Source organism: Nocardia sp. NPDC023733 (assembly GCF_040639775.1).
GTDB classification, from domain to species: Bacteria; Actinomycetota; Actinomycetes; order Mycobacteriales; family Mycobacteriaceae; genus Nocardia; species Nocardia rosealba.
Genome location: NZ_JBFAAN010000001.1, coordinates 2,170,076 through 2,195,410 on the forward strand (window position 1 = coordinate 2,170,076; position 25,335 = coordinate 2,195,410).

General features: G+C 68.7%; 25 protein-coding genes. 13 read left to right on the forward strand and 12 right to left on the reverse strand.

Annotation, left to right across the window (positions count from 1 at the left end; all coding sequences use genetic code 11):
- Window positions 1-11 precede the first annotated feature (11 nt).
- Window positions 12-1,157: an acyl-CoA dehydrogenase family protein gene (locus AB0F86_RS10060; protein WP_181697360.1), complete on the reverse strand. Its 1,146-nt coding sequence runs from the start codon at window positions 1,155-1,157 to the stop codon at window positions 12-14.
- 29 nt (window positions 1,158-1,186) lie between these two features.
- Entirely contained in the window at window positions 1,187-2,695 is a 1,509-nt protein-coding gene (locus tag AB0F86_RS10065; protein ID WP_356983331.1) for an aldehyde dehydrogenase family protein, read from the reverse strand.
- A gap of 215 nt (window positions 2,696-2,910) precedes the next feature.
- Here AB0F86_RS10065 and AB0F86_RS10070 point away from each other — a divergent pair, with 215 nt between their 5' ends.
- The 3 genes from AB0F86_RS10070 to fadD5 are packed head-to-tail and all read left to right on the forward strand — an operon-like array spanning window position 2,911 to window position 6,299.
- Entirely contained in the window at window positions 2,911-3,897 is a 987-nt protein-coding gene (locus AB0F86_RS10070) for a nitronate monooxygenase family protein (protein ID WP_356983333.1), read from the forward strand.
- On the forward strand, window positions 3,894-4,700 hold the full coding sequence (locus tag AB0F86_RS10075; protein WP_225279507.1) for an enoyl-CoA hydratase: 807 nt from the start codon (window positions 3,894-3,896) through the stop codon (window positions 4,698-4,700). The genes AB0F86_RS10070 and AB0F86_RS10075 overlap by 4 nt, the downstream gene beginning before the upstream one ends.
- 24 nt (window positions 4,701-4,724) lie before the next feature.
- Window positions 4,725-6,299 (forward strand): fatty-acid--CoA ligase FadD5, encoded by a 1,575-nt coding sequence (gene fadD5 / locus AB0F86_RS10080; protein WP_356983334.1) that lies wholly within the window; start codon window positions 4,725-4,727, stop codon window positions 6,297-6,299.
- On the opposite strand, the gene AB0F86_RS10085 is transcribed toward fadD5, so the two are convergent.
- The 3 genes from AB0F86_RS10085 to AB0F86_RS10095 form a co-directional block, all read right to left on the reverse strand.
- Window positions 6,289-7,323, reverse strand: a complete 1,035-nt coding sequence (locus AB0F86_RS10085) for an alpha/beta fold hydrolase (RefSeq protein WP_225279505.1) — start codon at window positions 7,321-7,323, stop codon at window positions 6,289-6,291. The two genes, fadD5 and AB0F86_RS10085, sit on opposite strands and share 11 nt — an antisense overlap.
- Window positions 7,324-7,403: 80 nt before the next feature.
- Window positions 7,404-8,732, reverse strand: coding sequence for a lipase family protein (locus tag AB0F86_RS10090; RefSeq protein ID WP_356983336.1), 1,329 nt, complete (start codon window positions 8,730-8,732; stop codon window positions 7,404-7,406).
- A complete protein-coding gene (locus AB0F86_RS10095; protein ID WP_356983337.1) occupies window positions 8,729-9,691 on the reverse strand; it encodes a diiron oxygenase in 963 nt (320 codons plus the stop codon). Before AB0F86_RS10095 ends, AB0F86_RS10090 begins: the two co-directional genes overlap by 4 nt.
- 320 nt (window positions 9,692-10,011) lie before the next feature.
- Between AB0F86_RS10095 and AB0F86_RS10100 the strand changes: the two genes are divergently transcribed.
- From AB0F86_RS10100 to AB0F86_RS10125, 6 genes are all read left to right on the forward strand, one after another.
- Window positions 10,012-11,406, forward strand: a complete 1,395-nt coding sequence (locus AB0F86_RS10100) for a sensor histidine kinase (protein ID WP_356983339.1) — start codon at window positions 10,012-10,014, stop codon at window positions 11,404-11,406.
- A complete protein-coding gene (locus AB0F86_RS10105) occupies window positions 11,406-11,837 on the forward strand; it encodes a roadblock/LC7 domain-containing protein (protein ID WP_181697353.1) in 432 nt (143 codons plus the stop codon). Before AB0F86_RS10100 ends, AB0F86_RS10105 begins: the two co-directional genes overlap by 1 nt.
- 29 nt (window positions 11,838-11,866) lie before the next feature.
- The gene (locus AB0F86_RS10110) at window positions 11,867-13,081 is read left to right on the forward strand and encodes a cytochrome P450 (RefSeq protein ID WP_181697460.1); all 1,215 of its coding nucleotides are present in this window, start codon (window positions 11,867-11,869) and stop codon (window positions 13,079-13,081) included.
- A 328-nt stretch (window positions 13,082-13,409) separates the two neighbouring features.
- Window positions 13,410-13,685, forward strand: a complete 276-nt coding sequence (locus AB0F86_RS10115; RefSeq protein WP_225280319.1) for a MerR family transcriptional regulator — start codon at window positions 13,410-13,412, stop codon at window positions 13,683-13,685.
- Window positions 13,686-13,689: 4 nt separating this feature from the next.
- Window positions 13,690-14,454, forward strand: a complete 765-nt coding sequence (locus AB0F86_RS10120) for a DUF885 family protein (protein WP_356983341.1) — start codon at window positions 13,690-13,692, stop codon at window positions 14,452-14,454.
- Between the two features lie 4 nt (window positions 14,455-14,458).
- Window positions 14,459-15,346, forward strand: a complete 888-nt coding sequence (locus tag AB0F86_RS10125; protein ID WP_356983343.1) for a DUF885 domain-containing protein — start codon at window positions 14,459-14,461, stop codon at window positions 15,344-15,346.
- Window positions 15,347-15,352: 6 nt separating this feature from the next.
- Here the strand turns inward: AB0F86_RS10125 and AB0F86_RS10130 are convergent, their stop codons facing one another.
- Window positions 15,353-16,234, reverse strand: a complete 882-nt coding sequence (locus AB0F86_RS10130) for a sigma-70 family RNA polymerase sigma factor (protein ID WP_356983345.1) — start codon at window positions 16,232-16,234, stop codon at window positions 15,353-15,355.
- Window positions 16,235-16,406: 172 nt separating this feature from the next.
- Between AB0F86_RS10130 and AB0F86_RS10135 the strand changes: the two genes are divergently transcribed.
- From AB0F86_RS10135 to AB0F86_RS10145, 3 genes are read left to right on the forward strand one after another with little or no spacing between them, the layout of a single operon-like run.
- Complete coding sequence (locus AB0F86_RS10135; RefSeq protein WP_356983346.1) at window positions 16,407-17,564, forward strand: serine hydrolase domain-containing protein; 1,158 nt, start codon at window positions 16,407-16,409, stop codon at window positions 17,562-17,564.
- Between the two features lie 33 nt (window positions 17,565-17,597).
- Window positions 17,598-18,023, forward strand: coding sequence for a DoxX family protein (locus tag AB0F86_RS10140; protein ID WP_225279498.1), 426 nt, complete (start codon window positions 17,598-17,600; stop codon window positions 18,021-18,023).
- A 29-nt stretch (window positions 18,024-18,052) separates the two neighbouring features.
- On the forward strand, window positions 18,053-18,541 hold the full coding sequence (locus AB0F86_RS10145; protein WP_356983349.1) for a carboxymuconolactone decarboxylase family protein: 489 nt from the start codon (window positions 18,053-18,055) through the stop codon (window positions 18,539-18,541).
- Between the two features lie 9 nt (window positions 18,542-18,550).
- Here the strand turns inward: AB0F86_RS10145 and AB0F86_RS10150 are convergent, their stop codons facing one another.
- The 6 genes from AB0F86_RS10150 to AB0F86_RS10175 form a co-directional block, all read right to left on the reverse strand.
- A complete protein-coding gene (locus tag AB0F86_RS10150; RefSeq protein ID WP_356983350.1) occupies window positions 18,551-19,456 on the reverse strand; it encodes a hypothetical protein in 906 nt (301 codons plus the stop codon).
- A gap of 22 nt (window positions 19,457-19,478) precedes the next feature.
- Window positions 19,479-21,548, reverse strand: coding sequence for a xanthine dehydrogenase family protein molybdopterin-binding subunit (locus AB0F86_RS10155; protein WP_356983352.1), 2,070 nt, complete (start codon window positions 21,546-21,548; stop codon window positions 19,479-19,481).
- Entirely contained in the window at window positions 21,545-22,537 is a 993-nt protein-coding gene (locus AB0F86_RS10160) for a xanthine dehydrogenase family protein subunit M (RefSeq protein WP_356983354.1), read from the reverse strand. The genes AB0F86_RS10155 and AB0F86_RS10160 overlap by 4 nt, the downstream gene beginning before the upstream one ends.
- Complete coding sequence (locus tag AB0F86_RS10165; protein ID WP_181697344.1) at window positions 22,534-23,037, reverse strand: 2Fe-2S iron-sulfur cluster-binding protein; 504 nt, start codon at window positions 23,035-23,037, stop codon at window positions 22,534-22,536. The genes AB0F86_RS10160 and AB0F86_RS10165 overlap by 4 nt, the downstream gene beginning before the upstream one ends.
- A 153-nt stretch (window positions 23,038-23,190) precedes the next feature.
- A complete protein-coding gene (locus AB0F86_RS10170) occupies window positions 23,191-24,138 on the reverse strand; it encodes a DUF4129 domain-containing protein (protein WP_225279493.1) in 948 nt (315 codons plus the stop codon).
- Window positions 24,139-24,295: 157 nt separating this feature from the next.
- Window positions 24,296-24,610: a MerR family transcriptional regulator gene (locus AB0F86_RS10175; protein WP_181697341.1), complete on the reverse strand. Its 315-nt coding sequence runs from the start codon at window positions 24,608-24,610 to the stop codon at window positions 24,296-24,298.
- A gap of 111 nt (window positions 24,611-24,721) precedes the next feature.
- On the opposite strand from AB0F86_RS10175, the gene AB0F86_RS10180 reads away from it, so the two are divergent.
- A complete protein-coding gene (locus AB0F86_RS10180) occupies window positions 24,722-25,147 on the forward strand; it encodes an HSP20 family small heat-shock protein (protein ID WP_181697340.1) in 426 nt (141 codons plus the stop codon).
- Window positions 25,148-25,335: the final 188 nt, after the last annotated feature.

The following is a 25,335-nucleotide window of genomic DNA, read 5'->3' on the forward strand; positions in this document are numbered from 1 at the left end:
AACCCGGCAGCTCACAGGCCCAGCGTGCGCCCGATGATGTCGCGCTGGATCTCGCTGGTGCCGCCGAAGATGGTCGACACCAGGGCGCCGCGCACATGCTTTTCCATGTCGAACTCGCGCGCGTACCCGTAGCCGCCCATCATCTGCATGCCCTCGAGCGCCACCCGCTTGGCGGTCTCGGTGGCCTTGAGCTTGGCCATCGAGGCCTCACGCGCCAGCATCTTGTCCGGATTCGCGTCGGCCTCGCGGGCCACGCTGTAGATCAGCAGCTTGGTGCACTCGATCTCGGTGGCCAGATCGGCCAGCCGATGCCGCAGCGCCTGGAAGGTGCCGACCGGCCTGCCGAACTGTTTGCGCTGGGTGACGAACTCCAGGGTGTCGGCGAAAGCACGCTCGGCGGCACCGAGACTCATCGCGGCCAGGATCAGCCGCTCGAAGTTCAGGCCCGTCATCAGCTGACGCCAGCCGTTGCCCTCCTCGCCGACCACCGCGTCCTCGGGGAGCACGCAGTCGGTGAAGTACAGGTCGTTGGTTTCCTTCTGGTTGCCCATCAGCTCGATCGGGGTGATCTGCAGCCCCGGGGTGTCGGCTGGCACATGGAACATGGTGAGCCCCTCGTGTTTTCCGCCCTCTTTGGAGGTGCGGGCCACGAGCAGGATGTTCTCGGAGATGTGGGCGTTGGAACACCAGGTCTTCTGGCCGTTGATCAGCCAGCCGTCGGCGGTCTTGACCGCCTTCGTCGACAGGTTGCCCACATCCGAGCCCGCCTCGGGTTCCGACATCGAGATCGACTGCGACGCACCGCGAACGATGCCGCGCAGCACGTTCTCCTTCTGCGCGTCGGTGCCGAACTTGGCGTAGGCGCCGCCGGTGATGAGGGTCGGCCCGATCGCGCCGATCGGCAGCATGCCCCGGTGGGTCTCCTCGAGCAGGATGCACATGTCGACCATCGAGGCCGCCGACCCGCCGTACTCCTCGGGCACCGTCAGCCCCAGCCAGCCGAGCTCGGCCATCTTCGCGTAGACCGCCGGGTTGTGCTGTTCGGTGTCGTGATCGGTGAGCTCGTCACGCTGGGCCCTTGTGCCCGCCTCACGCTTGGCGAACGCGGCGACCGCCGCGGCGAAATCCTTCTGTTCCGAGGTGAATTCGACGCCCATACTGTTCCTCTGCTTCCTGATTGCTGGGTCTACTTGGCGCGGCCGAAGCGGCGCACGGTGAGTTTCTTGACCATCGCGATGGTCGATTCGGTTCTGGCGAACGACTGCAGCGCCATGCCGGGGATCGCGAAGCGCTGCCGCGCGATCGAATGCGGGCGGGTGAAGCCGAGCAGCCCGGCCGCACCGTGGATCCGGCCGACGCCGGACTCCCCCACGCCGCCGAAGGGCAGCGCGGGAATGGCGGCGTAGGCGGCGGGGCTGTTCACCGAGGTGGCGCCCGCCCGCAGTTCGCGCGCGATGGCCATACCGCGTTTGCGGGAGAACACCGACGAGGCGAGTCCGTAGCGGGAGTCGTTGGCCAGGCGGATCGCCTCGGCCACATCCGCCACCTTGCGCACCGTCAGGGTCGGGCCGAAGGTCTCCTCGCGCACCGCGAGGGAGTTCTCCGGGACGTCGACGAGCACGATCGGGCGGACGAACGGCGCCTCGATCGAATCGGCACCACCCACCAGGGCGGTCGCGCCGTCGGCGAGGGCGGCGTCGACGTGCTCGGCGACCACATCGACCTGGGCCGGCAACGTCATCGGCCCGTAGGCGGCGTCACCGTCGGAGCCCGGTACGAGCTCGCGCACCCGCTTGGTCAGTTCGGTCAGGAACTCGTCGTACACCGAGGCGACCACGTAGCAGCGTTCGGTGCCCACGCAGGTCTGCCCGGAATTGGCCATGGCCGACCACACGATCGCGTCGGCGGCCGCCGCCACGTCGGCGTCTTCGGCGACGATGGCCGCGTCCTTGCCACCGCATTCGAGCACGACCGGGGTGAGCCGTTCGGCGGCCGCCGCCATGATCCGCTTGCCGGTGGCGGTCGAGCCGGTGAAGGCGATCATGTCGACACCGGACTCCACCAGCGCACGGCCGGTCTCCCCCGGCCCGGTCAGCACACTCAGGATTCCCTCGGGCAGGCCGGGGTTGGCCTCGGCGAAGGCGTTCACGTACCAGTGCCCGATGCCGACGGTGAGCTCGCTCGGCTTGAACACGACGGTGTTGCCGGCGGCTAGGGCGTAGGCGATGGACCCGTTCGGGGTGTACACCGGGTAGTTCCAGGGGCCGATCACACCGACCACACCGTGCGGGCGTTGCTCGATCACCGCTTCGTGGTTGGCCATCATCAGCCCCGGCCAGACCTTCTTGGGCTTCAGGACGCGCTGCGCGTTCTCGGCGGCCCAGTTGAGGTGTTCGACCGCGGTGACGACCTCGAGGTAGGCGTCGTCGAGCGGCTTGCCGTTCTCCGCGTGGATCAGCGCGCAGAACTCGTCCGCGCGCAGCACCAGCTGGGACGCCCAGCGTTGTAACGCCCGCTTCCGCTCGGTGAACCCGAGTTCGCGCCATGACTGTGCGGCCACGCGAGCCCGGGCGACAACGGCGGCGACCCGCTCGGCGTCGTCGACCGGCCAGCTGCCGACGGGCTCGCCGGTGGCCGGGCTCGCGGTGGCGATCATTGTCGCAGAAATCGGTGTTGCGGTGGGGGTTTCGGTCATTGTCGACCTTCCTTCAGGTCACTCGTTCGCGGTGTGGCGGTGCGCGGTTCCACTGGGCGGGCAACTCGCCGCACGAGGTGTTGACAGGCCGCGTCGGCCGCCATTAAGTTAATCACAATTCTCGCTAAGTTAATCATGATTCTGTCCGGTTGCCCAGAGCCGTCCTGGTTCTGCCCGCGACCGGCGGGAACGTCTGAATCCGGAGGGAGAGCGCGATGCTGCGCACCCGATTCACCGAGGCATTCGGTGTCGAGCACCCGATCGTGCAGGGCGGGATGATGTGGGTCGGCCGCGCCGAACTCGCCGCCGCCGTGTCCGAAGCGGGTGGTCTCGGCATCATCACCGGCCTCACCCAGCCCACCCCGCAGGCATTGCGCGAAGAGATCGCCCGCACCAGGGATCTCACCGACAAGCCGTTCGGGGTGAACCTGACGATCCTGCCGTCCATCACTCCGCCGCCCTACGAGGAGTACCGCCAGGCGATCATCGACGGCGGGGTGAAGATCGTCGAGATCGCCGGCGGCAATCCGGCCACCCACCTGCCGTTCCTCAAAGACGCGGGCATCAAGGTGCTGCACAAGTGCACCAGCGTCAAGCACGCCCTCAAGGCACAGCAGGTCGGCGTCGACGGTGTGAGCATCGACGGCTTCGAATGCGCCGGTCACCCCGGCGAGAACGACACCCCCGGCCTGGTCCTCATCCCGGCCGCGGCTCGTGAGCTCGAGATCCCGATGATCGCCTCCGGCGGGATCGCCGACGCGCGCGGCCTGGTCGCGGCCATGGCGCTCGGCGCCGACGGTGTGAACATGGGCACGAGGTTCTTGTGCACCGTGGAGTCACCGATCGCGCACGCCGTGAAGGAGAAGATCGTGGCCAACACCGAGCTCGACACGAAGCTGATCTTCCGCACCATGCACAACACCGCCCGGGTGGCCGACAACGCCGTCAGCCGCCAGGTGGTCGAGATCGAGCGTGGTGGCGGCACTTTCGCCGATGTGCGTGATCTGGTCGCCGGTGCGCGCGGGCGCAAGGTCTACGAGGAGGGCGACCTCGACGCGGGCATCTGGAGCGTCGGACAATGCCAGGGTCTCATCCACGACATCCCCACCTGCGCCGATCTGATCGACCGGATGGTGCGTGAGGCCGAGGAACTGATCGCGGACCGCCTGGCCGGCTCGATCGTCGAGGCGGTGGCCCGATGAGCGCGAGCGTTCTCAGCACCGAGGAACACGGCGTCCTGCGGATCACGATCGACCGCCAGGCGCGGATGAACGCCATCGATCTGGCGACCATGACCGAGCTGTGCGACCTGGTCACCGCGGCCGCGACGACGCCGTCGGTGCGGGTCATCGTGCTGACGGGGGCGGGGGCGGCGTTCTGCACCGGTGCGGATCTGGCCGCGGCCAGCGCGGCGGGTGGCAACGAGGCGTCCCCGGAGGTGGTGATGGATCGCGCCAACGACTTGATTCGGGCCATCGTCGATTCGCCGCTGCCGGTGATCGCGCAGGTCAACGGTCCCGCCGCCGGTGTCGGCACGTCCATCGCCTTGGCCGCCGACCTGATCTACGCCGCCGAGGAGGCCTATCTGCTGCTGCCGTTCACCTCGATCGGGCTGATGCCCGACGGTGGCGCGACGGCCGTGGTCGCCGCGTCCATGGGCCGCGCCCGCGCCGCCGAATTCGCCCTGCTCGGCGCCCGGTTGCCCGCTACCGAGGCCGCCACCGCGGGCCTCATCACCCGCGCGATTCCGTCGGAAGAGCTCGGCGCACACGTCGAAACCGTCGCCGCCAAGCTCGCCGCCGGACCGCGGCGGGCGCTGCAACTCACCAAGGCCGCGCTCAACGCGGCCACCCTCGCCGGACTGGATGCCGCCCTGTCCAGGGAGAAGACGGGCCAGTCCGAACTGCTCACCTCCGCCGATTTCCTCGAGGGAATGACCGCGATGCTCACCCGCCGGGCGCCACGATTCGACGGCGCCGTCCACCCCATCACCGATCCGGCCTGAGTCCGGCGTTCCGCAGGAGACGAGATGTCAACCGCTACCGAACCGATGCGCTCGCGACGCAATCACTGGATGAACCAGATCGCGATCCACGCCACCACGATTCCCGATTCGCCCGCGCTGCGGTTCCTCGGTAAGACGACCACCTGGGGCGAACTGCACGACCGGGTGCAACGCCTGGCCGACGCGCTCGCACGCCGAGGTGTCGGCCAGGGCGACCGGGTGATGATCCTGATGCTCAACAACGCCGAGTACATCGAGTCGGTGTTCGCGATCAACACTCTCGGCGCCATCGCGGTGCCGGTGAACTTCCGCCTCACCCCGCCCGAGATCGTCTACCAGGTCACCGACAGCGGTGCGCGCACGATCATCACCGATGCGGTGCTCGCCCCGCTGGTCGGCGCCGTCGCCGCGCAGACCGACGCGCTTGCCACCCGGATCGTGGTCGGCGGCACCACCGGTGACGGTGTCCTCGGCTACGACGACCTGCTGGCCGAACAGGGCGACCCGCACGAGCCGCTCGATGTCCCCGAAGACAGTGCCGCGCTGATCATGTACACCTCGGGCACCACCGGTAATCCCAAGGGCGCGGTGCTGACCCACCTGAACATGAACTCCCAGGCCCTCACCTGTATCCGGGCCATGCAGTACCGCGCCGACGACATCGCCTTCTGCGCCTCACCACTGTTCCACATCGCCGGATTGGGCAGTGTCGCCGCGTGTTTCGTGCTCGGCGCGCTCACCGTGATCCACCCGCTCAAGGCCTTCGACGCCACCGAGGTGCTCGACGCCTGGGAGCGCGAACGGGCCACCTCGGTGTTCCTCGTGCCCGCCCAGTGGCAGATCGTGTGCGCCGATCCCACCGTGGCTCAACGGGATCTGCGTTTGCGCGTGATCAGCTGGGGCGCCGCCCCCGCCTCCGACACCGTGCTGCGCGCGATGGCCGAGACGTTCCCGAATGCACTGAACGTCGCGGTGTTCGGACAGACGGAGATGTCACCGATCACCTGTGTGCTCGACGGCGAGGACGCGATCCGCAAACTCGGTTCGGTCGGCAAGCCGATCCCGACCATCGCCACCCGCATCGTCGACGACGAGATGAACGATGTCGGCCCCGGCGAGGTGGGCGAAATCGTCTATCGCGGACCGACCTTGATGCGCGAGTACTGGAACAACCCGCGGGCGACCGCCGACGCGTTCGCCGGCGGCTGGTTCCACTCGGGCGATCTGGTGCGCCGCGACGAGGAGGGCTTCGTCTACGTCGTCGACCGCAAGAAGGACATGATCATCTCCGGTGGCGAGAACATCTACTGCGCCGAGGTGGAGAACGTGCTGTTCGCCCATCCCCGCATCCGGGAGGCGGCGGTGATCGGCCGGGCCGACGACAAGTGGGGCGAGGTGCCCGTCGCCGTCGTGGTCACCGAGGACGACGGCGACATCACCCTCGCCGAGCTCGCCGACCACCTCGACGCGCACCTGGCCCGCTACAAGCACCCCAAGGCGCTTGTGGTGATCGACGCCCTGCCGCGCAATGCGGGCGGCAAGGTCGTCAAGCACGAACTGCGGGCCCGGCACGGTTCGGCCCAGGCGGTCAGCGGCTGAGGAACTCGTCGATCGCCGGCCAGGTGATCTGCGCGGCGGTCGCGCTGGCGAGCAATCCCAGGTGACCGCCGCGTACCTCGACGAATTCCACCTCCGCGTTCGGCAGCACGTCCAGGCCGCGCCGCACCGACGACGCCGGCACCACCGCGTCGCCGCGGCTGCCGAGCAGCAGCACGGGGCAGGTGACCTTGGCCAGTTCGATCACCAGATCCGAGCGCAGCCGGATATAGCCCTCGGCGAGTTCGTTGCGCAGCACCAGGCTGCGGTGGATCTGCCAGTAGGAACGCCCCGGGTAACCCGGCATCGAGGACATGAACCGCTCGGTCGCCTCGAGCCGGGCCAGCGCCTCGGTGTCGAGCGCGTTGCGGATCAGGTAGGCGGGCTTGGTGATCTCGCGGTCCAGTGCCTGCAGCCGGAAGCCCAGACGCACGAATTCCTGCGGGATGCCACCCATGATCCGGGTGGCCAGGGCCATCTCCTTGCCACCGGTCACCTTGGCGGCCAGGCGCATCGGCGCCAGCAGCGGGGTGCGGCGCTGGTCGATGGGGGCCGCGAGCGCGGTGATGGACGCGATCGGCAGGTCGGCGTTGGCGGCGGCGGTGAGCAGCGAGAAGACCCCGCCCAGCGACCAGCCGATGAGGTCTACCGGCCGGTCGTGTTCGGCGGCGACCCGTGCGACGGCCTCGGGCAGGATGTCGTCGATCCAGTCCTCGAGGCCGAGGTTCCGGTCGGCGTAACCGAATTGGCCGTAATCGATCACGTACGGCTGTCGCCCCTGCTCGATCAGGTGGCGGACCAGGCTCTGACCGGGTCGCAGATCGAAGCACGCCGGGGTCACCGCCAGCGGCGGCACGAGCAGCACCGGATTTCCCCCGGCGTGGCCGGCCTCGTACCGCTTCAGATGGCGGTGCGGTCGCTCGTACACCGTCGTCGACGGGGTGGGCTCGCCCGATTCGAGCCCACCGCCGAACGAGACGGCCCACACATTCCGTACCGCGCGCGGTACATCGGTCACAATCCCCACCGATAACCCCTTATCTCACCGGCTGCCGTCGGCAGTCCCTACGGGCCAGTATCTTACCAGTGAGTAAGTTCAGGGTTCGGTCAGGCGGCGCGCTGGTCCCGCTTCGCCGGGCTCGCGAGCTCGCGCCCGGTCACCGACTTGGTGATCGGGCGCGCGAACAGGACCCGCACCACAGCCCTGACCAGGTCGGCCAGGCCGTGGCGACCCGCAGGGAGACCGAGAACGCTCAGCACGGTCCTGGTCTGCGAGGGGGTTACCGGCAGCCCGGCGAAGCGGTCGGCCAGCCAGTTCAAGCTCAGCGGGGCCGAGCCGGCCAGCAGGCTCAGGTGCTCGCTGAGCCGGTCGCGTAGGTAGGTCACGTGCGCGCCGTTGGCCCGGTAACGCTGCACGAGCGCGTCGATGTCGTCGACCGCGATGATCTGGTCGTGCACCGCTTGGGTCACCAGCAGCGGCGCCGCGGGCGCCCGGTCGCCCAGGGTGAGGTCGGCGAACATCTCGAGCATCGCCTCGAGGGCGAGCAGTTCGGTCATGGGCGCACCGGAGTGCCGGTCGATGCTGTACCTGGCCAGCCGCAGCACCGCACCCACCGTCGTCGACTCCGCCGCCTTGTCGAGCACCGCGCGACCCTCGTCGGAGAAATAGGTGTCGACCAGTTCGGCGAACGCCGGATACACCCGCCGCAGCGCCGCGACCACCAATGTCGGCAAGCCAGCGTGCAAGCCGCCGTTGAGCCGGTGGAAGGTGGAGACGAGGTCACCGACCGGTGAGCCGAGTACCGCGCCTGCGATATCGAGTTCGGGCGCGTACGTGGGCGCCATCTCGGCGGCCCACGCCGAGGCGAGGCCACCTCCCGAGTAGCCCCACAAGCCCACCTGGGCGTCGGGTGCGAGACCGCCCGGTTCGAAGGCCAGGGCCGCGCGGATGCCGTCGAGGGCGCGGTAGCCCGGCTCGCGTGGCGCACCCCACGCGCCGAGCATGCCCTCGTGGTCGGGCACCGACACCGCCCAGCCCCGGGACAACGCGTCGGCGAAGAGCAGCAGTTCGATGTGGGCACAGGTGCCGATCGCCCGCGAGCCACGACGCAGCGAGTAGGACGGAAAGGCGCGCGGCGCGATGGCGTCGATCGCGCACTGGAACGACACGAGCGGCGCGCCGTCGGCGACACCGTCGGCCGGGGCGATCACCGTGGTGACGGCGGCCTCGGGTACACCGTTGAGATCGTTGCTGCGATACAGCAGCTGCCAGGCCCGCGCCCGCAGCGGAATCAGCCCGAACGCCGCCAATTCCACCGGACGCCAGCGCAACAGCGTGCCCGGCGCCGATCTGTCGAATCCGTCGCGTGGCACATAGAACGGATCGGCGTCGGGCAGCAGCACCTCGGTGGGGGCAGCCCAGCTCTCCGGGATCACGCGGTGACCCGGCGGGCCGGTTCGCTGCGATAGCGCGAGACAGGGCCGTCGATGCCGAGCGCCCGCCACACCAGTTTGGCGACGGGGTTCATCAGGCCGATGTCGGTGGCCAGCGCGCGCACGTCGGTGAACACGTCACGCTTGGTGTGCCGGGATTCGGTGCTACCCCAGTACGCCTCGCGCATCACCTCGCCCGGAATGTGGAACTTTTCCACGAATTCCTTCGGCGGGGTGGCGATCATCGACAGCATCACCCGCATCACGACGGGGAACAGCACAGAGAGCAGCGACCGGGTGGCCGGATGCATCGCAGGCACGTTCTTGCGCAGATACTCGTGCGCGAAGGAGATGTGGCGGGCCTCCTCCGCGACATGGATCTGCATCACCCGGTGCACCATCGGATGCAGGTCGAAACCCCCGCGCAGCAACGACTTCTGCAGGTGATCGATCGGCTCCTCACCGCCGAGCACCAGGGTGAAGAACAACTCGGGGAAATACTTCACCGCGGGCCAGATGACCATCGTCAGCTTCCGGTCGATCGGGCCCATGCCGATCACATCGCGGTAGCCGATGCGGTTGATCATCTCCTGGAACATCATCGTGTGGTTGCACTCTTCGGCAGCCTCGTGTGTGACGTACCGGAATTCCGGATCACCGTTCGGTACCGAGATCAGGTACTGCATGAGGCCACGGATGAGCAGCTGTTCGAAGTCGATACCGACCTTGGCGATGCCCGCCTGCCGCCACATACCCATGGCGATCTGGAGTTCCTCGGGCTGGGCCCGGTACCAGGGGTGGCGACCCAGCGGGTCCTCGGTGGGCATGATCCAGCGGGGGTCGTCGGAATGCACCGCCATTTCCGGTGCGTCCCAATCGATGTCGACATAGGGATCGAAGTGCTTGCTCACCGATCCCTCGGACAAGCCCTGCAGAATATCGTGGTAAGTGGACAACGTCATCGGTGTCTCCTAGCGGTGGTTCCACTGCTCAGTTTAGTGGTACCGGCGGTTCCATTCAAGTGTAAATGGAACTTCGTGTCACATATACCTTGGCGCGCCGTCACCGGATGCGGAATAGGGGCGAATCACTTTCGGTACCAACACTTTCCGACCGCGAAATACGCACTGATAAGGTGTGTGCGGATTCGCCGGAAGCGCAGCACAGCGGGACGGGGACAGGCCGCACTCGCACGGTTGCACCACCGGCAACAGTCTCGCCGGAGGGACCGGCGAGGTTCCGGCCACCAGGCTCTTCGGCCGGTGAGACGACAAAGGAACCGATGACCCCGACAATCGCGGTGTTCTTGTTCGGTATCGCAACATTGGTGTTGCTCGGCGCTGTCGCGGTGGCTCTGGTCGCGCTGCGCAACGAGCGTCACGTCCGCGCCCGGCTGTCCTCGGCCGAACGCGAGCTCTACGCGCACGACGAGGCGATGACACGCCTGATCGAGGCGACCCTGCCGAGGATCACCGAAGCGATCCGCCGCCACGACGAACCCGACGTCACCGCCGAGGTCCCCGCCCAGCTGCGGGACTCGCCGTTCGCGCACAAGATCGCCCGGATCGCGGCCGAGCACGCCGACGATCTCGCCCTGGTGCGCGAGGAAACCCGCCTCACCGTGGAACACGAGGCGCAGGAACGCGCCGACGACCGGGTGGAGGCCGTCCGCGCGGAGACCCGCGCGCAGGTCGCCGCGGAAGCCCGGGCCGCGACGGGCAACGCGGTGCGCGCCTTCGGCACCACCGTGGTGAGCCTGGGTGCCGATGTGGGCCAGGTGGTCAGCAACGCGCTGCGCGAGAACCGCAACGACGAGGTGTACGGCACCCTGAGCCGCATCGACCACACCGTGCAGCAGATGATCCGGCAGGCGCAGTCCTACGTGCTCGTCTCCGGCGGCCTGCCCGGCAGGCGCTGGCCGCAACAGACCGTCGACGATGTGGTCGCGGGCGCGACCAGCCGGGTCCGCGACTACCTGCGGGTGCGGGCGGGACATTGCGACCGGGTGGTCATCAGCCGCGCCGTCGAGCCACTGGTGCACACCGTGGCCACCCTGCTCGACAACGCCCTGCGCTACTCGCCGCCTTCGTCGTTCGTCGATGTCGCCTTCCAGCAGGGGCACCACGGCGTCACCCTGATCATCGACGACGCGGGCGTGCGGATGAGCCAGGAACAGATGGAGGAGGCGCGCCAGATCCTGTCGGGCGAGCGCGTGATCGACATCAACGCACTCGGACCGTCACCGAAGATCGGCTTTCCCGGTGTGGCGGCGCTGGCACGACGCTACGGCTTCGCGGCCTACGTCGACGGTCCCAACGTCTACGGCGGCACCCGCGCGATGGTCTTCATCCCCTCCGCGCTGCTCGTCGACAAGTCCGAAACCCGCTCGAACGAACTCGAGCAGGCCGATGCCACACCGGAACCCGTTGTGCGAGAGGATGTTTCCGAGCCACGGGAAGTCGAGACGGTGGCTGTGGCGGCCCCACCCGAACACACGGCACCCGACACGACCCCCGGCGGTTTACCCAAACGCACGCGACGAGTCGTTGCCCCCGCCACCGGCCGGGCCGGGGGCGGGGAATCGCCCGGCAGGCCGGAACTGGTCACCGCCTGGCACAGCGGATCCCGGCACGGTCGCGCCGCGGCCGAACGTTCCATCGACGGACAGGACAGCTGATGAGCACTTCCCTCACCGACAGCACCAACCGCCTGGCTTGGCTGTTGGACGATCTGGAGCTCGACGGCGTGCGGTTCGCGGTCCTGTTATCCGACGACGGTCTACGGGTGGCCCACTCGCCCGGTATCAGCAAGGACGAGGCCGAACGGTTCGCCGCCGCGGCCTCCGGGTTGCGCTCGCTCGGCAAGGCGCTCGGCGAGTTCTGCGGCGGTTTCGCGAATACGGTGCGCCAGAACATGACCGAATACGACGAGGGGATGATCCTGATCACCGCCGCCGGGGCAGGCACCCTGCTCGGTGTCGCGACGACGGCGGATGTCGATCTCGGACTCGTCGCGCACCGGATGAACGATCTGGCCGAACGGGTCGGCCGCGAGCTGGGTGCCGCGCCCCGGCGCGACGAGTTCCGTCGATCGGAGACGTCGCTGTGACGCTCGAGACCTCCTTCGGCCTCACCCCGATCTCCCCCGACTCGAACAGCGGGCAGGCCAGGGTGGCGTTGTACTCGGAGGAGTTCGCGGCCGACCCGCAGAGCACCTACCGCGACATGCGGCGCCGCTTCGGCTCGCTGGTCCCGGTCGATCTGGTGCCCGGCGTGCCCGCGACCCTGGTGATCGGCTATCGCACCGCCGTCCAGATCCTCAACGATCCCGACCACTTCCCCGCCGACGCCCGCATGTGGGAACGCACCGTGCCCGAAGACTGCCCGGTGCTGCCGATGATGCGCTACCGCCCCAATGCCCTGCGCACCGCGGGCGCCGAGCACGCCCGCTACCGGCAGGCCACCGTGGCCAGCCTGGCCGGGGTCGACCTGTACCGGTTGCAGCGCACCGTCGAGCAGTTCGCGATCCCCCTGATCAACACGTTCTGCGGCGACGGCAGTGCGGAACTGCTGAGTCAGTACGCCTTCCCGCTCGCCTTCGCGGCTCTGAACTCGATGCTCGGTGTCCCCGAGGACATCGGCGCCCGGGCGGCCGCGGGTATGGCGGCGATCTTCGAGGGCGGCGCGAGCGCGGCGCAGGGCGGTCAGATGCTCGAGGACGCGCTGTACGAACAGATCCGGCACAAACAGCTCGACCCCGGTGACGATGTCACCACCCGCCTGGTGCAGCACCCGGCCCGGCTCAACGACGAGGAGCTGATGAACCAGCTGCTCACCATGTACGGCGCGGGTATCGAACCGATGTTGAACCTGATCCTCAACACGGTGCGGCTGATCCTCACCGATCAGCGCTTCGCCGGCAGCATCCTCGGTGGCAGCCTGTCGACGCGCGACGCGCTCGACGAGGTGCTCTACACCGATCCGCCGATGGCGAACCACTGCATCACCTATCCGCGTCAGCCGATTCTGGTCGAAGGGGTGTGGCTGCCCGCGCATCAGCCGGTGCTCATCAGCATGGCGGCCTGCAACACCGATCCGGCCATCGGCACGGGCGAGTTCCTCGACAACCGCGCCCACCTGGCCTGGAGCACCGGCCCGCACGGCTGCCCCGCCAAATCCCCCGCCTATCTGATCGTCCAGGAGGCCATCGATCAACTGCTCGATGCGCTGCCCGAGATGAAACTCGCGGTGCCCGAGTCGGAGCTGACGTGGCGCCCCGGTCCCTTCCACCGGGCGCTGACGGCGCTGCCTGTCACATTCCCGGAAACCGCGCCGATGCCGATCTTGAACTGACCGGTCACCGGTAGAAGAAATCTGTAGTGATGACTGTAGACATTTTGGGGGAGCAGTTGTACAGTCGCTGATGTACACGAGCTTCGACATAACCGGCAGTCACAGGAGGTGGTGGTCACTGAGCAGTCACTTACCAGTCCCGCGTCCCGGAGAGTGTCGGGGTGCGGAGTGAATGTGAAGTCAATCCCTCGTTTGTAGATCCCAGGCCCGGCGCCCAACGCGCCGGGCCTGCCGGTATCGACCGAGAGGCGCAGTGCAGCACGTGAACACCCACGACGGCATCAGTGCCGCCGACCGACTCGAAGACGACGACTACCCCGCCTACAGCATGGGTCGAGCTGCCGAAATCCTCGGCGTCACCCAATCGTTCCTGCGCGCCCTCGACGCCGCCGAACTGCTGACTCCACAGCGCTCCGCGGGCGGCCATCGCCGCTACTCCCGGTATCAGCTGCGCATCGCCGCGCGAGTACGCGAACTCGTCGACGCCGGCAACACCCTCGAATCGTCCTGTCGCATCGTGATTCTCGAAGACCAGCTCGCCGAAGCCCATCGGATCAACGCCGATCTGCGCGAGGCGCTCGACAACCGTCCCATCGACAGCTGACAGCGTGCGCGCCGATTCCCGGGTGCACCCGATCTGCGACCGGTATGTGGACGATTTCGCCGCCGCGGACCCGGTGACAGCGACCCTGCTCGGCATCACCGGCCACGACGATCGGCTCACCGACTACTCCCCCGCCGGGTACGAAGCCCGCGCCGAACTCGCCCGCCGGGCCGCACATGCCATTGCCTCGACCACGCCCGCCGACGACGAGCGGGGGGCGGCGGAGGTGTTCGCCGAACGCATCGGCCTCGAGGTCGAACTGCACGATGCGGGGCTGCGGCTCGGCGCCCTGAATGTCATCGCCTCGCCGGTCCAGGATCTGCGCATGGCGTTCGACGTGATGGCCGACGCCACCGCCGAGGACTGGGCCGTGATCGGTGATCGCCTCGCCGGGGTTCCGGAGTGTGTGGCAGGCATGCGTGATTCCCTGCTCACCGCACAGCAGCAGGGTCGTGGCGCGGCGCTGCGGCAGGTCCTCGGCACGGCCGGACAGGTCGAGACGTGGGCAGCCGGGTTCTTCACCGCCTTCGCCGCGCCCGCCGCCCACGTGCCGGGCGCCCCGGATCTGTCCGGTGTCGCCGCGGCCGCCGACCGGGCATCGGGTGAGCTCGCCGGGTTCCTGCGGACCGAACTCGCCCCACACGCTCCCCGGGCCGACGCGGTGGGCGCGGACACCTACCGGCTGTGGTCGCGGCACTTCACCGGCGCCGAGATCGACCCGCATGCGGCATACGCCTGGGGAATGGGCGGAATTCGGGCGCATCCATGACGAGATGACGACCGTGGCCGACCGGATCGCACCGGGCGCCTCCCTCGCCGAAGCTGCCGCGGTCCTCGACGCCGACCCCCGGTACCACCTGCACGGGCACGCCGCCCTGGCCGGCTGGTTGCAGGAAACATCCGATGGGGCACTGAACGCGTTGCGCGGCGAACACTTCGAGATTCCCGACGAACTGATGGCCCTGGACTGCCGGATCGCGCCGCCGGGTGGCGGAGTCGGTGCCTACTACCTCGGCCCGAGCGAGGATTTCAGCAGGCCCGGCCGTATGTGGTGGTCGGTGGAAGCGGGCCGGGAGCGGTTCAGCACCTGGCGGGAGATCAGCACCGTCTACCACGAGGGTGCGCCGGGTCATCACCTCCAGGTCGCCACTGCCGTGCGGGAGGCGAAGTCGCTCAACAGGTTCCAGCGCCTCATGTCGTTCGTGGACGGGCACGGCGAAGGATGGGCGCTCTACGCCGAGCGTCTCATGCAGGAATTGGGCTTTCTCGACGACGACGGCGCCTTGTTCGGCATGCTCTCCGAACAGCTCTTCCGCGCGGCCCGTGTCGTCCTCGACATCGGCATGCACCTCGAGCTGCCGATCCCGCCGGGCACCGGTTTCCACGACGGCCGACGCTGGACCCCGGACCTCGGCCGGGAATTCCTGCTCACGAGAACTCTCAAAGACGCCGCAACCGCCCGCGACGAGATCGACCGCTACCTGGGCTGGCCCGGCCAAGCCGCCGCCTACAAACTCGGCGAACAAGCCTGGCTCGCGGCCCGCGACGACGCCCGGCGCCGCGCGGGCGCGGAATTCGACCTGAAGCACTTCCACACCCGTGCCCTGAAGCTGGGCGGCATGGGGTTGGACACCCTGCGCGCCCAGCTGGCCACGGCCTGAACGGAGCTATCCGAGAACGGGCGACAGATCGAGACCGGCCAGCCGCTGCCGGTCGGACAGGATGTCGATTGCGGTGATCCGGTCGTCGACAACGGTGAAGCCGATGACCGAGAACGGATCGCCGTCCACGGTGTTCACCAGCCCGCAGCGGCCGTCGACCAGGGCCGGGTACACGGTGCACAGGGTGGCCATGCGCCGGAACGTCTCGGCCTGGCCCGCGACCGCGGCGGCACCCCGGATCACCCGCATCGCTTCGCCCGCGTCGGCCCGCAACACCACCTCGGGGTCGAGCAGGCGGAGCAGTTCGTCGAAATCGCCACCACGCGCGGCGGTGAGGAAGGCGTCGACGACGCGGCGCCTGCGCGCGACATCCGGGTCGGGGCCCGGCGTTGCGCCCTGTACTCGGCGGCGCGCCTGGCTGGCCAGTTTCTTCACCGTCTGTGGCGTGCGGTCGACGATGGGAGCGATCTGGTCGTAGGGCATGGCGAACATGTCGTGCAGTACGAAGGCGAGCCGTTCGGCGGGACGCAGTGATTCGAGTACGACCAGCAGGGCCATGCCGATCGAATCGGCGAGCACCACTTCCTGTTCCGGGTCGGCGGCGGTCTCGCTCGTGATCACCGGATCGGGCAGGTGATCGTTGTCGAGCGGTTCTTCGCCGCGACTCTTCCGTGAGCGCAGCATGTCGAGGCAGACCCGTCCGACGACGGTGGTGAGCCAGCCACCGAGGTTGTCCACCTCGGCGGTGTCGGTGCGGGCCAGGCGCAGCCAGGCCTCCTGCACCGCGTCGTCGGCCTCGGTGAGCGAGCCGAGCATCCGGTAGGCGACCGCCCGCAGGTGGGCGCGGTTGTCCTCGAACTGTTCGGCCAGCAACTGTGCGTTCTGCACGGGTCCTCCTCGATGTCGTCCCACCGCTATGACGAAAGCGGGACGCCGAGTGTGACCGTAGTGCCGTGACCAGCGTTTTTCCACGACCGGGTCACGTTCTGCCCGTGGCTTACGTCAGTGCGTCAGAACACGATCCGCCGCGGCAGGAAGCTGCGGCCGAAAGGAGAACGTCATGGTCGAGGTGCACGGCTTCGTCGCCGAAGGATACGAACAGGTGCGGGCCGAATTCGCCGCCGTGGTGGCCGAGGAGGGTGACCCGGGCGCACAGTTGGCAGCGTTCGTGCGTGGTCGCCGGGTGGTCGACCTCTGGTCCGGGTCCGAGGTGTCCGGTACAACGCTGACCGGGTTGCATTCCACCAGCAAGGGCGCCGCCGCCCTGGTGATCGCGCTGCTGATCCAGGACGGTGTGCTCGATGTCGACCGGCCCGTCGCCGACTACTGGCCGCGGTTCGCCCGGTCGGGCAAGGAGCGGATCACGGTGCGCGACATGCTGGTTCACCGCTCGGGCGTGGTCGGGGTCGACGGTGGCTTCACCGTCGCGGAACTGGCCGACGACCGGGTGATCGCCGAACGGCTCGTCGGGCAGCGACCCTACTTCGAGCCGGGCACCGTGCACGGATACGGTGGGTTCGTCACCTACGCCGTCGTCGGCGAGGTGGTGCGTGCCATCACCGGCGCCACGGTGCGGGAACTGTTCGAGCAGCGCATCCGCGCACCCTTCGACCTCGACCTCCATCTCGGTCTGCCCGTCGAACTGGAGCACCGCTACCTGCCGATTCTGCCCTGGCGCACCACACCGGAGGCCGAGGCGGCCTTCGCCGCGAATTCGCCTGCGCCGCACAGCATCGCGGGCATCGCCTACAACCTCAATGCCCACGGCTTCACCGCCGCCGATGTGATGGCGCTGCCCAACGACAGCGCCGTGCGCAGGCTCGGACAGGCCTCGGCGGGCGGGGTCGGCAGCGCGGCGGGTATCGCGGCGATGTACGCGGCGGCCACCACCGGGATCGACGGACGCGAACCACTGCTGTCGCTGGAGACCATCGCGACGGTGTCCACCATCCACTCCGGCGGTCGCGACCTGGTGCGCGGTGACAGCGCACCGTACGCGCTCGGTTTCGAAGCCAAGAGCCTGCTCACTCCGTTCCTCGGCGCCTACGCCATCGGGCACACCGGTTCCGCCGGATCGGACGGGTTCGCCGACCCGCACAGCGGCTTGACCTACGGCTACACCCGCCGTCGCGCCGCCTTCGCCTTCAACGCCCCCGAGAACGCCCGGCTCGCCGCCGTCCTCCACCGGGCCGCGACCCACGTCGCGGCCGCAGCCTGACCGATCGACCTTCCCACACAGGAGAACCCACTCATGACCACTCGCCTGACCCGCATCGCGAAATTCGCACGCTGGGTGCCCGTTGCCGCAGTCCTCGCCGAAACCGCCGTCGGCGCGTACTGGGATCTCGCCCGGATCTCCTACGTGCGCGAATCCTTCGACCATCTCGGCTACCCGATGTACTTCGCCACCGTCCTCGGTGTCGCGAAAACGGCCGCGCTGGCCACCATCCTCACGCCCGGCCACCCGCGCACGAAGGAATGGGCCTATGCCGGACTGGTCTTCGTCTACGGCGGTGCGGCGGCCTCGCACCTGGCCGTCGGCGACGGACCCGACAAATGGGCCATGCCCCTGTTCTTCACCGCCGCCACCTTCGCCGCCCGCGCCTGGCTGCCCACCGGTGGATCCACCACCGCGGCCCTGCGCTCCCTCACCGGCTCCCGAACCCGCATCGCCTGAGAATCACACCCACCGGAAAGGAAACCATCATGTCCGACCGTTCCCGCCTGCCCAACCCCCAGCAGCTCGTCCCCGCCCTCGCCGAGGTCGGCGCCGCACTGTTCAAAGCCGTCGGCAACGGGGCTGTGCCCCGCTCGACCATCAGCCTGATCCAGTTGCGCGCGGGCCAGATCGTCGGCAGCACGTATCTGACGGCCCTGCACACCGGAAACCTGCGCGCCGCACGGGAATCCGAGGACCGCATCACCGCCGTTGCCACCTGGCGTGACGCACCGTCGTTCACCGAACCCGAACGGGCCGCACTCGCGCTCACCGAGGCCGTCCTGATCCCGGGTACGCACGGCGAACGGGTCACCGACGAGCTCTACACCGCCGCCGCGAAGCATTACGACGAGACGGCGCTGGCCACACTCGCCATGGCGGTCGGGCAGGTGAACTTCTTCGTCCCGCTCGCTCTCATCGGCAAGCCGCTGCCCGGCCGGCCGCCGGCCGAGCAGTGGACCCCCGTCACCGCCTGATCCGGCACCTCAGAACAGGCTGGTCTGCGCCGGTTCCGGGGTGACGCTGATCGCCGGATCGAGTTCGATCCGGCGCCCGACGAGGCGGGAGTCGTTGACCAACACCAGTTCAGCGGCGCCCGCCGGATCGCGGCAGGCGAGGGTGTGGCCGTGGGCGGCCACCGCGTCGAATACGTATTCACCTGCCGCGGTGGTGATTTCGATCGGATCGGGGAATCGTCCGCTGGCCTGGATGGTCGTGTAGAAGTCGCGGCCACCGGACCAGGCGATATCGGTGCGGACGATGTCGTCGGGCAGGGCGCTCGCCGCGTGCGCGGCAGCCTCGGCCACCCCTTCTTCCACCGCCGCCCACGGCCGCAGGGGGCGGGCGAGGATCCGTGTCTTGGTCACGCCCGGCACCGATTGCCGGAGCCCGGCCCGCTCGGTCACCACCCGCTCGAGTTCGCGCACACGCAACCCGTCGGGCGAATCGGTGATGAAGCGGGCGGCCAGCGCGCCCTGTTCGAACAGGCGACGGTGCCTGCGCACCGCCGAGGCCGTCCCGACCTTGGCCATCCCGTCACCGAAGTACGCGATGTAGAGGTGGTGCGGGCGGGCCATGTAATCGCGCACCTGTTCGGGCAGGGTGGCGAGCGGACCGCGATGACTGTGCACCACCGACCATCCCTCCCGGATCCGGCACCGTTCGCACTGGTGGCCGGTGTCGATCCGCGCCTCGTACGGGCAGGTCCGGCGCCCGGGTTCGCCGCCGAACGCACGGTAGCCGAGGCAGTAGCGGCCTTCGGTGACCCGGAACGCGAGCCGGGTGCCGAGGCCGGGCAGCAGGTCGACGGTGCCGTCCGCGCGCAGCAATTCGTAGCACCATCGCCCCTGCTCGTCCCAGCGCGTGCCGCAGTACAGGGCGGTGGAGGTCATCCGGCGAATCTAGGCGATGGGCTCAGACGGCGTCGAGGAGGTCCTCGAGATGGATGGGAACATGGCGGACGCGGACTCCGGTGGCGTGGTAGATCGCGTTGCCGACGGCCGCCGCCGACCCGACGATGCCGATCTCCCCGATTCCCTTGCTGCCCATGGGATTCACGTGCGGGTCGTGTTCGTCGATCCAGCTGACGTCGATCTCGCCGATGTCGGCGTTGACCGGAATGTGGTAGCCGGCGAAGTCGTGGTTGACGACCTCGCCGAAACGGGTGTCGAAGACACTCTCCTCGTGCAGGGCCATGCCGATGCCCATGGTGATGCCACCGATGAACTGCGAGCGGGCCATGCGCGGGTTGATGATGCGGCCCGCGCCGAACACACTCACCACCCGGGGCACCCGGATCTCGGCGGTGTCGGTATCGACCCGCACCTCGACGAAATGCGCGCCGAACGCGTGGGTCGAGAAGTTTTCGCGCGCCGGGTCTTTCGACGTTTCCACCGTCGTCTCTGCACCGTCGGCCGGGTCGTCGCCGTAGCGGCGGCGGAAGTCCTCGGCAGCGGCGACCACCGCCGATCCCCACGACGCCATGCCGCTCGAACCACCCGCGACGGTTCCGGCGGGCAGCCGGGAATCGCCGATGCGCAGGTCGATGCGGTCGACGGTGACACCGAGGGCATCGGCGGCGATCTGGCCGAGTGTCGTCCAGGTGCCGGTGCCGATGTCCATGGCGTCGATGGCCACCTCGTAACGTCCGCCGGTGAAACGCACCCGGGCGCTGTTGCCCGGATTCACATCGGCCGGATAGGTGGCCGCCGCGACGCCCGAACCGACCAGCCAACGTCCGTCCCGCTGCGCTCTCGGCGCCGGATCGCGGTCGGCCCACCCGAATCGCCGCGCCCCCACCTGAAGGCACTCGACCAGCCCACGACTGGAGAACGGGCGCCCCGATTCCGGGTCGACCTCGGGTTCGTTGTGGATCCGCAGCGCGATCGGGTCCATGCCGAGCGCGACGGCCAGCTCGTCCATCGCCGTTTCGGCCGCGTACATCCCGGGGCAGTGTCCCGGCGCCCGCATCCACGACGACACCGGCACGTCCAGCGCCGCGAACCGGTGGGTGGTGGCACGGGTACCGGCCGCGTACATCACCCGCGACACGATCGCGGTCTGTTCGGCGAATTCCTTGACCTTCGAAACCTGTTGGACCACATCGTGACTCAGTGCCGTCAAGGTCCCGTCGTGATGGGCGCCGAGCCGGATCCGCTGCACGCTCGGAGTGCGGTACCCGGCGAGGGAGAACAACTGCTGGCGGGTGAGTGCCAGTTTCAAGGGTTTGCCGCCGGTGAACCGCGCAGCCATGGCCGCAAGCACGATATTGGCGTGCGGTTCGCCCTTCGACCCGAATCCACCGCCCACATACGGTGCGATGACATGCACCTGTTCGGGTTCCAGCCCGAACAGCGGCGCCAGCGTGGAGCGCACCACGTGCGGGCCCTGGGTGGAGTCGTAGAGGACCAGCCCGTCCTCGGTCCAGTGCGCGATGGTGGCGTGCGGTTCCATCGGATTGTTGTGCACCATCGCGGTGGTGTAGGTGTGGTCGACCGTCACCGGGGCCAGCTCGAGCGCATGCTCGACATCGCCGATCGTGGTGTCGGTGGCGAAGCCGCCGCTCACGTCCTCGGGTGCGTACAGGTCGTCGCGGTCGGCGTCGAAGACCACGTCGGCGAGGCTCTCGTCGTAGCTCACCCGTACCCGTGTGGCCGCCTCGCGCGCGACCTCGGGGCTGGTGGCGACAACCACCCCGATCAGCTGACCACGGAAGGCGACCTCGTCGTTCTGCAGGATGAACAGTTCGTTGTCGTCGTCGGCCAGCCGTGGGGCGTTGAGATGGGTGAGCACCGCGACGACACCGTCCATCGTCTCGGCCTCGCGGGTATCGATCGCGCCGATCCGGCCGCATGCGATGGTGGCCTGAATCGGGAAGGCGTGCAAGGCATCCCGGAGTGGATGTTCCATCGCATACGGCGCCCGGCCGCGCAGTTTGGCCGGTCCGTCGACACGGGTCGGGGAACTGCCGATCGCGGATGTCATCGCGCCCCCTGCTCGGTCAGGTCACGCAAGGTCGCGACGAGGACTTTGCGTGCCAGTGGGATCTTGAAGGCGTTGTGCCGTTGTGGACGTGCGGCCGCGAGTTCGGCGTCGGCGGCCTCGGCGAAGCTCGTCTCGGTGGCGGGGCGACCGCGCAGCGCGGCTTCGGCGGCGTGGGCGCGCCAGGGTTTGTGCGCGACACCGCCGAACGCGATGCGGCAATCGCGAACCTGCCCGTCGGCGATATCGACGGCCGCGGCTACGGAAACCAGTGCGAAGGCGTACGACGCCCGATCGCGCACCTTGCGGTAGGTGGAGTTGGCCGCCCAATCCAGGGCGGGCAGGTCGACGGCGGTGATGAGGTCTCCGTGGGCGAGCACGGTGTCGCGTTCGGGCTCGGCACCGGGCAGTCGGTGCAGGTCGACCAGCGGGATCTCGCGTTCACCGTCGGCGCCGAGTACCCGGACCGTCGCGTCCAGCGCGGTCATGGCCACCGCCATGTCGGAGGGGTGGGTGGCGATGCACTGGTCCGAGGCACCGAGCACGGCTTGGTCGCGATCGTATCCGCCGATCGCCGAACAACCGCTGCCGGGCGTGCGTTTGTTGCACGGCGTCGTCACGTCCTGGAAGTACGGGCAGCGGGTGCGTTGCAGCAGGTTTCCCGCTGTGGTCGCCAGATTGCGCAGCTGGGGTGACGCGCCTGCGAGCAGCGCGGCCGAGAGCATCGGGTAGCGGGCGCGGATGATCGGGTGGGCCGCGAGGTCGGCATTGCGCACCGTCGCCCCGACCCGCACGCCACCGTCCGGGCGTTCGGTGATGTCGTCGAACGGCAGCCTGCTCACGTCGACCAGCAGGCCGGGCGCGGTGATGCCGAGCTTGAGGTGATCGACGAGATTGGTTCCGGCGCCGAGGAATACGGCGTCCGGCTCGGCGAGCATCGTCGCCACCGCCTGCTCGGGCCCGATCGCCCGTTCGTAGCCGAAGTCCCTCATCGGGCGGCCTCCGTGATCGCGGCGACGATATGCGGGTACGCACCGCACCGGCACAGGTTGCCGCTCATCCGCTCCCGGATCTCGTCGTCGGTGAGTTCGACCGGACCGGTGAGGTCGGCGGTGACATGGCTGGGGGCGCCCGCCTTCACCTCCTCGAGCATGCCGACAGCCGAGCAGATCTGGCCCGGTGTGCAGTAACCGCACTGGAAACCGTCGTGCTCGAGAAAAGCCTGCTGCACCGGATGCAGGTCGTCGCCGTCGGCGAGCCCGTCGGCGGTCACGATGGTCGCCCCGTCGTGCGCCACGGCCAGCGCCAGACACAGCGTGGCACGACGCCCGTCGAGCAACACCGTGCACGACCCGCACTGCCCGTGATCGCACCCCTTCTTCGGAGATGTCACACCGAGCTGTTCACGCAGGACGTCGAGCAACGTGGCCCGCGTATCGACACCGACCTCCCGCGTATGCCCGTCCACGGTCAAACTGATCTGCGCACGCATCGAACGGCCTCTCGTCGTGGGACACCGACCTCACCACCGACCACCGCGGCACGCCCCAACGGGCCCGCCACCAGCTGCTACCCGAACAGGTGTGCTCCAGCACACACCGCCACCGTAGCAAAGACGCGGCGCGCGTCCCCACCTCGCCGGTCGCTAGGCGACGAGTTCGGCGGTGCGGCGTTGGAGGTCGGCGAGGACTGCGCGCAGGGATTGTTCGGCGCGGATGCGTTGCCAGCCGAGCATGTCGTGGGGGCTGAATCTGGCTTCTTCGAAGAGGGTGACGAGTTCGTGGGCGGAGGAGTCCTGTAGGACGCCGGTGGTGAAGGCGCGGGCCAGGACCTCGTTGGGGGTGTCGGAGATGAGGGGGGCGGCGGCGCGGTCGGCGGACAGGCCGCGTTCCATGGCGGCGTAGCAGGCGATGATGGCCTCGCGGGTGTCCTGGCCGGGGGCGATCATGGCGGCCAGACCCATTTCGGCGGCCCGGGTGAGCGAATCCACTTCGGGCGCGGGCAGTTCGGTGTCGGGCGGGGGGACGTGGTCGGGGACGCGGCGCGCGGAACCGAACGCCGCGGCCAACCCGACCATCGCGATCGCCACGAGCAGCAGGGCGAGCGCGGTCGCGACCACGAGGGTGAGACCACTCAGATCCGGTGTGCTGAAAGGCGATTCGGGAGCAGTGGCATCGAGCGAGGTCGGACGGTCGCGTATCGGCGCGTCCTCGGGCGGCGTCTGCTCGGTTTTCGCGCCGGGCAGCAGGAACAGGGCGACGATCCCACCCGCGAACACCAGCGCCGAGGCGCCGACGGCGACCGGAAGGAGGACCGACAGCCGTCCGACCCGCAACCGTGGCAGCCCGCCACCAGTCTCGATCTGCGGCATCGCCAACGGCAAGCGGTGCTGACTGATCAGGACCCCGGCCGCCAGAATCACCACCGAGACGAGCAACAGCACCGGCATCACCGCGACCGTCAGCGCGGAGGGCCGCTCCCCCGCCACCGAGACGACCCCGGGAACCCGACCGCGCAGGGCGATGACGGCCCCGGTCATCAGGGCGATCACCAGCACCGATCGCAGGATCGGCAGCCAACTCGTCACACGCACACTCGGTCTTTCGCAGGCGAAATTCGGCCGGACAGCCGCCCTGAAACCTAGGACCCGCCCTCACCTGGAAAAACCGTTAACCGAAGTCATTGGAAGATTCACGACACTTCCCGCGCGACCCCATGCTCACCCACAGGAATCGACCGTCGGGCAGGCGCTAGTCCGGGGGTAGCTCGCCGCGCAGACGAGCACGAAGGACGGCGTTGGCGTCCTCGAGCTCGAGGATGCGACCGATCCCGGCGATGTTCACCCCCGCGGCGGCGAGCGCGACGATGCGCTGCAGGCGCGCCAGGTCGTTGCTGCTGTAGCGCCGGGTACCGCCGTCGCTACGCGCCGGGGTGAGCAGCCCGTGCCGCTCGTAGAGCCTCAGCGTCTGCACACCGACCCCTGTCAGTTCTGCTGTCACCGAGATCCCGAACACGGCCTGCGCCGGGTCGGGTAGCGGGGATCCCGCGTGCGGATCCAGCGACATCTCACTCCTCCCTTGCACTCTCATGCCGAGAGTGCTAAAACAAATCTATGCCACATGGCATAGGTTACCTGACCTACGAGAGAGAAATGGAGTGAGTTGGAGGTGGCGACCATGCTGATGCGTACCGATCCTTTCCGCGATCTGGACCGTTTCACGCAGCAGGTGCTCGGCACCGCGGCCCGGCCGACGGTGATGCCGATGGACGCCTGGCGTGAGGGCGACGAGTTCGTCGTCGAATTCGACCTTCCCGGCATCGACCCGGGCTCGCTCGACCTGGATATCGAACGCAACGTTGTCACCGTGCGAGCGTCGCGACCCGAACTCGACTCGAGCCGCGAGATGATCGCCGCGGAGCGCCCGCGCGGGGTATTCAGCCGCCAGCTGTTCCTCGGCGAAGGCCTCGACACCGACAGCGTCCGCGCCGAATACACCGACGGTGTGCTGCGCCTGACGATCCCGGTGGCCGAGAAGGCCAAGCCGCGCAAGATCGAGATCGCACACTCCAACGGACACCAGCGCCAGGCCATCAACGCCTGACCTGTCCGGACGCTGCCCTGCGAGGAGGCGCGTCATGACCCCGCCGACACAGCGCGGACCCCCGCCACGGCGACAACGCCTCGAATGTCACGTCGCTCTTCCACCTCGGGGTGGGCCGGTCCGGCAGCCGGCCCACCCCTCGCCTACTGAGGCAGGCCACCGCATTTCGCCGTGAAACAAACGTCCCG

Bases quoted from the DNA above. Each gene is read 5' to 3' on its own strand.
- AB0F86_RS10060 (WP_181697360.1), bottom strand. From the start codon at position 1,157: ATGGGCGTCGAATTCACCTCGGAACAGAAGGATTTCGCCGCGGCGGTC.
- AB0F86_RS10065 (WP_356983331.1), bottom strand. From the start codon at position 2,695: ATGACCGAAACCCCCACCGCAACACCGATTTCTGCGACAATGATCGCC.
- AB0F86_RS10070 (WP_356983333.1), top strand. From the start codon at position 2,911: ATGCTGCGCACCCGATTCACCGAGGCATTCGGTGTCGAGCACCCGATC.
- AB0F86_RS10075 (WP_225279507.1), top strand. From the start codon at position 3,894: ATGAGCGCGAGCGTTCTCAGCACCGAGGAACACGGCGTCCTGCGGATC.
- fadD5 (WP_356983334.1), top strand. From the start codon at position 4,725: ATGTCAACCGCTACCGAACCGATGCGCTCGCGACGCAATCACTGGATG.
- AB0F86_RS10095 (WP_356983337.1), bottom strand. From the start codon at position 9,691: ATGACGTTGTCCACTTACCACGATATTCTGCAGGGCTTGTCCGAGGGA.
- AB0F86_RS10100 (WP_356983339.1), top strand. From the start codon at position 10,012: ATGACCCCGACAATCGCGGTGTTCTTGTTCGGTATCGCAACATTGGTG.
- AB0F86_RS10105 (WP_181697353.1), top strand. From the start codon at position 11,406: ATGAGCACTTCCCTCACCGACAGCACCAACCGCCTGGCTTGGCTGTTG.
- AB0F86_RS10115 (WP_225280319.1), top strand. From the start codon at position 13,410: ATGGGTCGAGCTGCCGAAATCCTCGGCGTCACCCAATCGTTCCTGCGC.
- AB0F86_RS10125 (WP_356983343.1), top strand. From the start codon at position 14,459: ATGACGACCGTGGCCGACCGGATCGCACCGGGCGCCTCCCTCGCCGAA.
- AB0F86_RS10135 (WP_356983346.1), top strand. From the start codon at position 16,407: ATGGTCGAGGTGCACGGCTTCGTCGCCGAAGGATACGAACAGGTGCGG.
- AB0F86_RS10140 (WP_225279498.1), top strand. From the start codon at position 17,598: ATGACCACTCGCCTGACCCGCATCGCGAAATTCGCACGCTGGGTGCCC.
- AB0F86_RS10145 (WP_356983349.1), top strand. From the start codon at position 18,053: ATGTCCGACCGTTCCCGCCTGCCCAACCCCCAGCAGCTCGTCCCCGCC.
- AB0F86_RS10150 (WP_356983350.1), bottom strand. From the start codon at position 19,456: ATGACCTCCACCGCCCTGTACTGCGGCACGCGCTGGGACGAGCAGGGG.
- AB0F86_RS10155 (WP_356983352.1), bottom strand. From the start codon at position 21,548: ATGACATCCGCGATCGGCAGTTCCCCGACCCGTGTCGACGGACCGGCC.
- AB0F86_RS10160 (WP_356983354.1), bottom strand. From the start codon at position 22,537: ATGAGGGACTTCGGCTACGAACGGGCGATCGGGCCCGAGCAGGCGGTG.
- AB0F86_RS10165 (WP_181697344.1), bottom strand. From the start codon at position 23,037: ATGCGTGCGCAGATCAGTTTGACCGTGGACGGGCATACGCGGGAGGTC.
- AB0F86_RS10175 (WP_181697341.1), bottom strand. From the start codon at position 24,610: ATGTCGCTGGATCCGCACGCGGGATCCCCGCTACCCGACCCGGCGCAG.
- AB0F86_RS10180 (WP_181697340.1), top strand. From the start codon at position 24,722: ATGCTGATGCGTACCGATCCTTTCCGCGATCTGGACCGTTTCACGCAG.